The sequence below is a fragment of the Methanoculleus methanifontis genome, from assembly GCF_030464365.1.
Taxonomy (GTDB): Archaea; Halobacteriota; Methanomicrobia; order Methanomicrobiales; family Methanoculleaceae; genus Methanoculleus; species Methanoculleus methanifontis.
This window is the reverse complement of the sequence record NZ_VCYI01000007.1, coordinates 130,465-141,568: the sequence shown is the minus strand read 5'-3', so window position 1 is coordinate 141,568 and position 11,104 is coordinate 130,465. Positions and strand designations below refer to the sequence as shown.

Annotated in this window: 7 protein-coding genes; 2 read left to right on the top strand and 5 right to left on the bottom strand. The window is 63.7% G+C overall.

All coding sequences use genetic code 11. The annotated features are described in order from the left end of the window. Positions 1-169: 169 nt before the first annotated feature. The 4 genes from uvrB to FGW20_RS07005 all read right to left on the bottom strand — a co-directional run bounded on the left by uvrB (position 170) and on the right by FGW20_RS07005 (position 7,082). Positions 170-2,098 (bottom strand): excinuclease ABC subunit UvrB, encoded by a 1,929-nt coding sequence (uvrB, locus tag FGW20_RS07020; protein ID WP_301677375.1) that lies wholly within the window; start codon positions 2,096-2,098, stop codon positions 170-172. Further along, positions 2,095-3,645 carry an excinuclease ABC subunit UvrC gene (uvrC, locus tag FGW20_RS07015; protein ID WP_301677374.1) on the bottom strand — a complete coding sequence of 517 codons (1,551 nt, stop codon included), beginning with the start codon at positions 3,643-3,645 and terminating at the stop codon, positions 2,095-2,097. Before uvrC ends, uvrB begins: the two co-directional genes overlap by 4 nt. After that, positions 3,642-6,446: an excinuclease ABC subunit UvrA gene (uvrA, locus tag FGW20_RS07010; RefSeq protein WP_301677373.1), complete on the bottom strand. Its 2,805-nt coding sequence runs from the start codon at positions 6,444-6,446 to the stop codon at positions 3,642-3,644. Before uvrA ends, uvrC begins: the two co-directional genes overlap by 4 nt. Positions 6,447-6,626: 180 nt before the next feature. Beyond that, positions 6,627-7,082, bottom strand: a complete 456-nt coding sequence (locus FGW20_RS07005) for a ferritin-like domain-containing protein (RefSeq protein ID WP_301677372.1) — start codon at positions 7,080-7,082, stop codon at positions 6,627-6,629. Between the two features lie 328 nt (positions 7,083-7,410). On the opposite strand from FGW20_RS07005, the gene FGW20_RS07000 reads away from it, so the two are divergent. Continuing rightward, positions 7,411-8,136 (top strand): DUF5591 domain-containing protein, encoded by a 726-nt coding sequence (locus FGW20_RS07000; RefSeq protein WP_301677371.1) that lies wholly within the window; start codon positions 7,411-7,413, stop codon positions 8,134-8,136. 693 nt (positions 8,137-8,829) lie between these two features. Here the strand turns inward: FGW20_RS07000 and rbcL are convergent. Then, positions 8,830-10,122 (bottom strand): type III ribulose-bisphosphate carboxylase, encoded by a 1,293-nt coding sequence (rbcL, locus tag FGW20_RS06995; RefSeq protein ID WP_301677370.1) that lies wholly within the window; start codon positions 10,120-10,122, stop codon positions 8,830-8,832. 140 nt (positions 10,123-10,262) lie between these two features. Between rbcL and FGW20_RS06990 the strand changes: the two genes are divergently transcribed. Continuing rightward, positions 10,263-11,099, top strand: coding sequence for an alpha/beta hydrolase (locus FGW20_RS06990; protein WP_301677369.1), 837 nt, complete (start codon positions 10,263-10,265; stop codon positions 11,097-11,099). The last annotated feature ends 5 nt before the right edge of the window (positions 11,100-11,104 follow it).

Below are 11,104 nucleotides of genomic sequence, written 5' to 3'. Positions count from 1 at the left end.
GAGGGGGGATGCTCCCCCCTCCCCTGTCCCCTCCCCCCTCGTGGCGATGTTCCCACGGTCCACTGCACGGGGTTTTTCCACGTCGCGGCGTCTCCGTCCATCAGGGAAACTTCGGTGACCGCCACCTCCAGAACAGAGCCCGCACCCCAGCGATTTCGAACCTAGCTCCTCACCGCCCCTTCCCTTCCTGCAATTTCTTGATCATATCCCGCAGCGCAATCGCCCGCTCGAACTCCAGGCGCTCCGCCGCTTCCCGCATATCGGCCTCGAGCTCGATGATCAGGTTCGGGATCTCGGACTTCGGGACGTGTTTGATATCGGTGATATCGACCTCTTTCTCGCGGATCGGTTTTATGATCGTCTGCGGCGTGATGCCGTGCCGGGCGTTGTAGTCGAGCTGCATCTCCCGCCGCCGCCCGGTCTCGGCCATCGCCTTCTTGATCGAGTCGGTCATAGTGTCGGCGTAGAGCACGACCTTTGCGTTGACGTTTCGAGCGGCCCGCCCGATCGTCTGGACGAGGCTTCTCGCGTCGCGGAGGAACCCTTCCTTGTCGGCGTCGAGGATGCCGACGAACCCCACCTCGGGGATGTCGAGCCCCTCCCGCAGGAGGTTGATCCCGACGAGGACGTCGTACTTCCCGAGGCGGAGCTGCCGGATGATCTCGGTCCGCTCGATGGTGTCTATCTCGGAGTGGAGGTAGCGGGTCTTGATCCCCTGCTCGGCGAGATACTCCGAGAGCTCCTCGGCGAGCCGTTTTGTAAGGGTCGTCAGCAGTATGCGGTCGCCGCGGTCAATGGTGGCCCGGATCTCGGCCATCACGTCCGGGATCTGCCCCTCGATCGGCCGGACCTCGACCGCGGGATCGACGAGCCCCGTCGGCCGGATAATCTGCTCCGCGACGCTCGAGCGCTTCAGTTCGTAGTCTCCCGGGGTCGCCGAGACGAAGATGACGTTTCGCATGTAGCCCGAGAACTCGTCGAACTTCAGCGGCCGGTTGTCGAACGCCGACGGGAGCCTAAAGCCGTAGTCCACGAGGGACTTCTTCCGCGAGTAGTCGCCGTTGTACATCCCGCGGACCTGGGGCAGGGTCTGATGGCTCTCGTCGATCACCATCAGGAAATCCTCCGGGAAGTAGTCCAGCAGGCAGTAGGGCTGCTCCCCGGCCTTCCGCCCGTCGAAGTGGCGGGAGTAGTTCTCGATCCCCTTGCAGGTCCCGGTCTCGCGGATCATATCGATGTCGTAGAGTGTCCGCTGGCGGAGGCGGTGCGCCTCGAGCATGTCGAGGTTCGGGAGCCATTCTTCGAGTTCCTCCTCTATCGAGACGATCGCCTGCTCTTTCACCTCATCGGGGGCGACGAAGTGCCTCGCCGGGTAGACGAAGAAGTAGTCCATCGCCTCGAGCCGTTCGCCCGAGGTCTTGTCGATCTCGCTGATCCGGTCGACCTCGTCCCCGAAGAGTTCGATGCGGATGATGTTGTTGAAGTAGCCGGGGACGATATCGATGGTGTCGCCCTTCACGCGGAATCGGCCCGGCATGAGCTCGATGTCGTTTCGCTCGAACTGGATGTCGACGAGTCTCCTGATGATATCGTCCCGCCGCATCCGGTCGCGGACCTTCACCTCAAAGCCCATCCCCTGGAAGTTCGCGGGGTTCCCGAGACCGTAGATGCAGGAGACCGAGGCGACGATGATGGTGTCGGGGCGGGAGAGGACCGACGCGGTGGCCGCAAGCCGCATCTGCTCGATCTTGGGGTTGACCTGGGCGTCTTTCTCGATGTAGAGGTCGCGCTTCGCGATGTAGGACTCGGGCTGGTAGTAGTCGTAGTAGGAGACGAAGTACTCCACCCGGTTATCGGGGAAGAACGACTTGAACTCGTTGTAGAGCTGGGCAGCAAGCGTCTTGTTGTGCGCGATGACGAGGGTGGGCTTCTGGACCTCCTCGACGACGTTTGCTATCGTAAACGTCTTCCCCGACCCCGTGACCCCGAGGAGGGTCTGGAACCGCTCGTCGCGGGAAAGCCCGTCGGTGAGTTTCCGGATCGCGTCGGGCTGCGAGCCGGTTGGCTTGAAATCAGCCTTAAGGTGAAATCCAGTCATGGTGCCACCGTCTTCTTCCTGAGCGTTCTGTGATACGTGATCGCGAACCGGTGCGCCTCGTCGCGGATCTCCTGGAGGAAGAGCGACGCCTTCTCGTGCCGCTCAAGCGGCAGGGGGTGGGAGAAGCCCGGCACGAAGACCTCCTCCTCGCGCTTCGCGATCGCCGCGATCGGGACCTTGATCCCGAGGTCTCTCAGCACCGCGGTTGCCGCCGCAAGCTGCCCCTTCCCGCCGTCGATGAGGATCAGGTCGGGGAACTCGCCGCCCTCCTTCTGGAGGCGCGAGTATCGCCGGCGGACCACCTCGGCGATGGCCGCGAAGTCGTCGACGCCCTCGACCGTCCGTATCCTGAATCGCCGGTAGTTCCGTTTGTCGGGCTTCCCCCAGAGGAACCGGACCATCGAGCCCACCATCGCCGTCCCGGAGAGGTGGGAGATATCGAAGCACTCGATCGCGACGGGGAGGTCCGGGAGGTGCAGGCGGCGTTTGAGTTCGTCGAGTTTGATCCGGTCGCCGAAGAACGCGATCTCCACGTTCTTTTTGACCAGGTCGAGCAGATTCTTCTTCTCGCCCCGTTGCGGCACGACCACCCGGACTTTGCCGCCCCGGAGGTGGGAGAGGTAGCCGGCGACGGCATCGTCGACCGGCACGGGCAGGATCACCTCCTGTGGCGGTTCGTGGTCGGCGTAGTAGCGGGCGAGGAACTCCTCCAGGAACCCCTCCGTCTCGTCGAAGGTGTATTCGCGCTTCCCGGCAAGCGTTCCCCGGTCGACGTTGAAGAGCATCAGAAAGACGGTTCCAACGCTTGCGATATAGTTGACGATATCCTCGTTGTAGGTCTTCTGCCGGTCGACATGCTGGCGTTCGCGCAGCCCCTCGAGTGCCGCAATCTGGTCACGGAGTTCCATCGCCCGCTCGTACTCCTGCCGCTCTGCCAATGCCGCCATCTCCTCGCGGAGCGTCCGGATGAGCCCGGCGATATCCCCTTTCAGGACCGACTCCGCCCTCCTGACTCGTTCCCGGTATTCATCCTCGCCGATCCTTCCTGTGCAGGGGGCGCTGCACGAGCCGATGTGCGCCCGGAGACACGGGCGCCGGGGGAGGCGCCGGCACGACCGGAGCCCGAAGAGCGATTTCAACAGGCGGAGGAGGTCTTCGCGCTCTCGTGCGGAGACGAACGGCCCGTAGTAGCGGCCGTTCCCGTCAGGCTGGCGGGCGGTGTGAACCCGGGGGTAAGGTTCGTCGGTGATGTGGATGTAGGCGTACCGCTTCGCGTCCTTGAGGTCGATGTTGTACTTCGGCTGGTGCTTCTTGATCAGGGTGTTCTCGAGGATGAACGCCTCGACCTCGGTGTCGGTGACGATGAAGTCGAGGCCGGCGATCGCGGCGACGAGGCTCTCGGTCTTCGGATCGAGGTCGTGCCGGGAGAAGTAACTCGATACGCGCTTCTTAAGGTTCTTCGCCTTCCCGACGTAGATGATGGCCCCCTCCCTGTCGGAGAAGAGGTAGCAGCCGGGCTCGGTCGGAAGATTCTGGGTATCGATCATGGCTTCTTGAGGATCTCCTTTAAGAACTCACCCGTGTGGCTCCCATTGACCAGAGCGACCTCCTCGGGGGTTCCCGCCGCGACGACCTCGCCGCCGGCGTCCCCGCCCTCGGGGCCGAGGTCGATGATGTAGTCGGCCGACTTGATCACGTCCAGGTTGTGCTCGATAACCACCATCGTGTTCCCCCGGGCCACCAGGTCGTCGAGGACGGCGATCAGGTTCTTCACGTCGTGGAAGTGCAGCCCGGTCGTCGGTTCGTCGAGGAGGTAGATCGTCTTTCCCGTGGCCCGCTTTGCGAGTTCCCGGGTCAGCTTGATCCGCTGCGCCTCGCCGCCCGAGAGAGTGGTGGAACTCTGGCCGAGTTTGATGTAGCCGAGCCCGACCCTCGAGAGGGTGTCGAGCCTGTTCCTGATTGAGGGGACGTTCTCGAAGAGGTCCATCGCCTCCTCGACGCTCATGTCGAGGACGTCGGCGATGGACTTGCCCCGGTACTTCACCTCGAGGGTCTCGCGGTTGTAGCGCGCCCCCTTGCACTCCTCGCACTCGACGTAGACGTCGGGGAGGAAGTTCATCTCGATCTTGATGAGACCGTCGCCCTGGCAGGCCTCGCACCGCCCGCCTTTGACGTTGAACGAGAACCGGCCGGGCTTGTAGCCCCGAACCTTCGCCTCCTTCGTTTCGGCAAAGATCTTGCGGATCTCATCGAAGACCTTGGTGTAGGTCGCCGGGTTCGAGCGCGGCGTCCGCCCGATGGGGCTCTGGTCGATGACGATCACCTTGTCAAGTTCGTCGTCGAAGGCAAGGTTGCCGTGTTTACCCGGGGGTTCCCTTGACGCGTGGAGTTTCTGCATCAGCGCCCGGTAAAGCGTCTCGTAGATGAGCGTGGACTTCCCCGACCCCGAGACCCCGGTGACGACCGTCAGGACGCCGATGGGGATGTTCGCGTCGATGTCCTTGAGGTTGTTCTCCCGGCAGCCCGCAAGGCGGATGAACCGGTCGCTCTGCCGGCGGGTCGTGGGGACCTCGATCCTGAGGTCGCCCGCAAGGTAACGGCCCGTGAGCGAGGTGGGGGCTGCCGCGATGGCATCCGGCGGCCCTTCCGCGACGATCTCGCCGCCGTGGAGCCCGGCCCCGGGCCCCATGTCCACGACCCAGTCGGCGCTCCGGATCGTCTCCTCGTCGTGCTCGACCACGACGAGGGTGTTTCCCAGGTCGCGGAGGTGCTGCAGGGTCTCAAGGAGTTTCCGGTTGTCCCGCTGGTGCAGCCCGATGGAGGGCTCGTCGAGAACGTAGAGAACCCCCGTGAGGTTCGACCCGATCTGCGTCGCGAGGCGTATCCTCTGCGCTTCCCCGCCCGAGAGGCTCCCGGCGCTCCGCGAGAGGGTCAGGTAGCCGACGCCGACCTGGTTGAGGAACTCGAGCCGGGCGATGATCTCTTTTAAGACCTGCTTTGCAATCTCGCGCTCGGTCTCGGTGAGGTCCAGCGTCCGGAAGAACGAAAGCGCCCCCGTAACCGAAAGGTCGGTGACCTCGACGATGGACTTCCCGGCGACCTTCACGGCAAGCACCTTCTCTTTGAGCCTCTTGCCCCCGCACTTCGGGCAGGGGAGGACCCGCATGAACTTCTCGAGTTCGCGGCGACGGTACTCCGACTGGGTCTGGTGGTAGAGCCGCTCGGCCTGCGGGGCGAGGCCTTCCCACGTCCCGGAGTGCGACCACGAGTCCCCGTTCCTCGTCCGCATCGAGAGGCGGAGTTGCTCCGGCGAGCCGAACATCAGGGCTTTATACTGCCGCTCGGTGAGGTCTTTGATCGGGGTTAAGACCGAGAACCCGAAGTGTTTCGCGACGGCGCCGAGGTACTGGCTCCGGTAGCCGTCGAGAAAGTTTCGGTAGAGCATGACGGCGCCTTCGGCGATGGATTTGCTCTTGTCCGGGATGATCAGGTCCGGATCGAACTCCATCTTGATCCCGAGACCGTTACACTCCTCGCACGCGCCGAAGGGGCTGTTGAAGGAGAACATCCGGGGCTGGAGTTCCTCGAACGCAAGCCCGCAGACCGGGCAGGCCATGAGCGACGAGCAGGTCTCCTCGTTGCCGTCCTGGTCGACGGCGATGACGAGCCCTTCGGACTTTGCAAGGGCGTTCTCGATCGCCTCGACGAGCCGGGACCGCTCATCGACGCTCAGTCGGTCGACGACCACGTCGATGTCGTGCTTGCGGTAGCGCTCGAGGGTGATCTCCTCGTCCGTCCGGCGGATCTCGCCGTTGACCCGGACCCGGGCGTAGCCTTCCCGGTCGAGGTCTTTGAAGACCTGCTGGTAGGTCCCCTTCTTCTGCCGGACGACCGGGGCGAGGATGGTGACCGTCCCGGCCATCGTGGAGGCGATGTGGTCAGCGATCTTCTCCGGCGACTGGGCCTCGATGGGGATATGGTGCTCCGGGCAGAACGGCGTCCCTATCCGGGCGAAGAGGAGCCGCAGGTAGTCGTAGATCTCGGTGACCGTGCCGACGGTACTACGGGGATTCTTGGACGTCGTCTTCTGCTCGATGGAGATGGCGGGCGAGAGCCCGTCGATGCTGTCGACGTCCGGCTTCCGCATCAGCCCGAGGAACTGCCGTGCATACGCGGAGAGCGACTCCACGTAGCGCCGCTGCCCTTCGGCGTAGATGGTATCGAAGGCAAGCGTGGATTTCCCCGATCCGGACACGCCGGTGAGGACGATGAGCCGGTCGCGCGGGAGTTCGACGGTGATATTGTTGAGGTTGTGCTCCCGCGCCCCCTTGATGGTGATCTTCTTCATTCTCCTGTCCAGATAAATTGATCTTCTGAGCTCATAGGCATTTGCGATCCAAAATTTTTAAATACTACCCGGGCGTTTCGCCCGCGACCGGGACCATCCCGGTGAGAGAACAGGTCTCCTTCGGCAGGGGCGGGGAGGACCCGCCCTGCGAGGAAAGATGACGTGAAGGGGCGGTGGCGGTTACCACGCCTCAGGGTATGCCATATTGGTGTAGATGTCTTCGAGCCGGGCCTTGTGCCCCTTCTCCATGTTTGCGAGCTGGACAAAGACCGTCTGCTGCTCTGCATCCGCGGATGCGGCGGCAAGCTGCGTGTACATCTGGGCAGCCTGGAGTTCCTTCTTGATGGCGAGGACCAGGCCGTCGAGCGGCTTCATATCGACCGAGAGCTCGGGCTCTTCGAGAGAGTCGGTGACCCTGTAGTCCCTGGACGCGACAAAGTGCATCTCTTTTGCGTCACGGAGCAGCAGGCCCTGGAGGTACTCCCGGTGGCCTTTCTCGTCCTCGGCAAGGTCGAGGAAGAGCGTCCTCAGGTTTGCATCCTTCACTCTGTCGGCGACCGACCTGTAGAAGGTGTACGACTCTACTTCGCTGTCGATGGCGTTCGTGATGATCTTCCGGAAGTCTTCGGAGTTCATGGTTCATATCTCCTTTTTTCGGTAGGGTCTCCGGCCCGGGGGCCGGCTGGATGATTGGTTCGTAATTATACGAACTAAACACACCATTGGGAGTGCGAATATTTACATCTTTCTCTTTTAACCCGGCTTCCGGCCGTATCCCTCCCCCATGGGCAAAAGGGGCGTCCAGGAAGCCTCCGCGGTATCATTGCCCCTGTTCTGCCGGTGCGCTTCATGCAGCGACCCACGGCTTTCGCGCCCGGGGCGGCTCCTGATACCGACCTTCGAGGGGGACAGGTTTTTGCGACTCCCGGTCCAACGCTCTATCCTCAACGGGGAAGACTTTTTCATGCCGAACAATCAGATAGTGCCGGGTGTGGGCGCCCCGCGGCGGGTGGCCAGGATCGTGCAAGACAGGCACGGGAACGAGATCGAGATATTCGACCCGCCGTTCTACCGGAGGGAGTTCGAGGACGCCTACCGGTTCATCATCGATGACTACCGGGTGGCGCCAAAAGAGATCGCTCTCTTCCTCCCCTGCGCCGTCCGGAAGCCCTACAGCCAGAGCCCGAGCCATAAACTCTTCCGGCAGATCATCGACGGCGTCCTTACCCCGGAGGACTACCATATCGTCATATTCGGCACCTGCGGGACCGTCCCCGCGGAACTCGAGGGCATGTACCCCTACCGGAACTACCACTACATGCTCGGCAAGACCACGGACGAGCGGGTCCGGCGGGACTTCCACCGGATCGAGGTCTACCGGCTCAAAGGCTACCTCGAGAAGACCCGCGACACCTACCGGCACCGGCTCGCCTACTGCATCGGGCCGTTTCGGAAGGCCATGGTCGAGGCCGCGGAAGCGACCGGGATCGCCGTCGACCTCCTCCCCTCCGATCCGATGATCGAGCGCCTCTACGACATCGACTGCCCCTTCCCGGAGGGCAGCCTCTCGATGCAGGGCTACATCAACGAGTTCCGCGAGGGGCTCGAGAGGCTGGCGGGGGAGATATGCGCCGGGGGCACGACGGCTCTGGAAGGGTGCCCGGAGGGGCGGGGGCCGGTGAGGGCGTGAGAGGACTCGGAAAAGAGCACTTTTTTCGGAGGGACAGAACACCGAAAGTTTCTGATTGCCTGGGAACTTTGAATTGCGCCTGATCACCCCCCACCCCACCCGCGCTTCGCGCTCCTCCCCCGCGCCCCCAAGGGGGGCGGGGGCAGTGCGTGGCGATACCAGGGGAAATCGGTTGATGGGGCTACGTGGTAGTGGCAAGGCTGATCTGCAAAACAAAGACTGTTGTACGTAAAAGTCGTGGTTAAGTAGGAGACAGATCCTGTTCATCCGCGGTTCCGGGCACGGCTTCCGTGGGAGTATCGCCCCTGGGGGGGTGGGGCTGACGGGGAGGGGTCTCCCCCTCCCCTGTCTTGCGCAAAGATCCGAACACCTCATTACCCCACCCCTCCCGGCCTCCGGCCTCCTCACCCGCACCTTCGGTGCTCGAACTCTCGTCCTACAGACAGTCGTTCCCCACACCACGGGCCGGGGGCAGTGCATGGCGATAGCCCCACGTAAACCATCCACGCGATCTCGACTGGCGGAGGGTGCAAGTCACACCGGCCAAAACAGTGGTTGGGATGAGTTACAGGATAACCCAAACCCGTTTTCTCCCGAGTTGTCCCCGTGCAGTGGACCGTGGGAGTATCGCCATGGGGGTGGGGCTGACGGGGAGGGGGTGTGCCCCCTCCCCTGTCTCAAAACCAAACCCCCTCACTTCGGCTTATAATACCCCCACTTCTCGAGGGCTTCCCGGAGCGCCGCGGCCTTCTTCGCCTTCTCGTCGAGCGTCTCGCCGTCCTGCCAGGCCTCGATCGCCTGCATGGCGGCCTCCGCGCCGGCCCGGGTCCCCTTCGGGTGGCCGTGGATGCCGCCGCTGACGAGGAGGACGAGTTCGGTGCCGTAAATATCAAGGACGTCCGGCACGAGCCCGGGGTGGAGCCCGCCCGACGAGACGGGGAAGGCGCTCTTGATATTACCCCAGTCCTGGTCGAGGGCCATGTGGTCGACGGCGTTCGTGTGCTTCTCGCGGAGCACGTCCGCAAGCACCGTGACCTCCGCCCGGGTGCCGACCAGCTTCCCCACAGCGGTTCCCGTGTGGATCTGCGAAACACCGATAAGCCGCATCATCTTCGCCAGGAACTGCATCGTGATCCCGTGCCGTTCGTCCCGGTCGAAGGCCGCGTGCATCGCCCGGTGGGCGTGGATGGCAAGCCCGAGGTCGGAGCAGTAGTCCCGGAGGGTCGCGACGGCGGCGGTCCCGGCCACCACGACGTCGATCATGGCGTAGTTCCAGCCATAGTCCGCGAGCATCTTCGCCCGCTTCTCCATCGTCTCGGTATCGGCCGTGATGTTGATGAACGCAGACTTTTTCTCGCCGGTCTCCTGCTCGGCCTTATCCCGCATCTTCGCCATCGCCCGGACGCGGTCCTCGAACCGGTTGAACGGGTGGGACGTCAGGTTCTCGTCGTCTTTGACGAAGTCGAACCCGCCCATCCAGGTCTCGTAGCCGACCTCGGCGTGCTCCTCTGCCGAGAACCCCACTTTCGGCTTCGGGACCGCGCCCGTGAGCGGCCGCCCCCGGACTTTCATCATATCCCGGATCCCTTCCATGCCGAAGTGTGGACCCTTGAAGTGCCGGAGGTATTCGGCGGGGAACGAGGCGTCGATCAGCCGGAGGCGGTCGAGCGCCTTCATGCCGAAGACGTTCCCGGCGATCCCGCTCAGGAGCTGGGCCGCGTTCCCCTCCTCCCAGAGGGCGAGGGGGTAGGCGATCTTCACGTAATTCCCCTCGATCTCGAACGCCTTCGCCTGGAGGTCCCGCATCCGGGGCGGCAGGGTAAAGAGCGTGGTCCAGGTTCCGGTCGAGCTCTCCGACGCGATGCGCCCGACTGCCTCCTCCCTGCTGATCCCCTCCGCCGGCTCGAAGTAGTAGAGGGCTACGAGTTCGTCCGGGCCGGGGGTGTGGTTTAAATCAACAAACTCTTCGTACCAGTCAATCGCCATAAAATCACCTTTTGAAGTGAAGGGGTTCCGGGGTGAAAAACCTTCCATTCGGAGCAGGGTAAAGAACGCTGCAATCACTTTCTCCCCGCAGGCGCCAGGTTTATCTGCCGGCGGGTCGAGGAGAAAGCCGAAGGTGTAGTATGGAACGCACTGCCGACAACGTACGCCCGCTCTTCGACTACGATGCAGAGAGACCGCCCGCGATCGAGATTGCCGGCACCGACGTCTCGGTCAGCGACCTGACCTACCAGACTGCCCGGGATCGGGGGGTTCGGGCCTACCTGGTGGCCCCGGCAGAAGTTGACCGGTCGAAACGCTCTGCTGCCATTCTCTTCCTCCACCCGGGACTTGGTTCCCGCGCCACGTTCCTCGCCGAGGCCGTGACCCTTGCCGGGATGGGTGCGGTCTCCCTGCTCGTCGACGCCCCCTGGGCCGCCGATACGGCGGCAACCTGGGGGCGGGCGGTCACGGATCCCGGGGAGGCCGTGCGGGAGCATAACCAGACGGTGATCGACCTTCGCCGGGGGATAGATCTCCTCGTAGCGCAGCCGGGCGTCGATCCGGACCGGATCGGGTTCGTGGGCCACAGTGTCGGGGCGCTTTTCGGGGCGGTGCTCGCCGGCGTCGATCGGCGTCTTCGAGCCGCCGTCCTGATGGCGGGCACCGGAAGGTTTGCCGACGTCGCCGCGGTGAACCTGCCCGATTTGCGGGGCGAGAGGCTCGAGCACTACTGCCAAACGCTCGCGGAACTCGACCCTGCCGTCTGGGTCGGCCGTGCCGCACCCACCCCGCTCTTCTTCCAGGCCGCTCTTCGCGACGAGTTCTTCACGGAGGAGCAGGCCCGGGAGTTCTTCGAGCAGGCGAGCGAACCGAAGTCGCTCGAGTGGTACGACGCGGGCCATTTCCTTGACGAAGCGGCCCGCCGCGACCGTATCGCGTGGCTGGCCGGGCGGCTCTCGCTGGAGCGTTCCCGGTAGCGCTT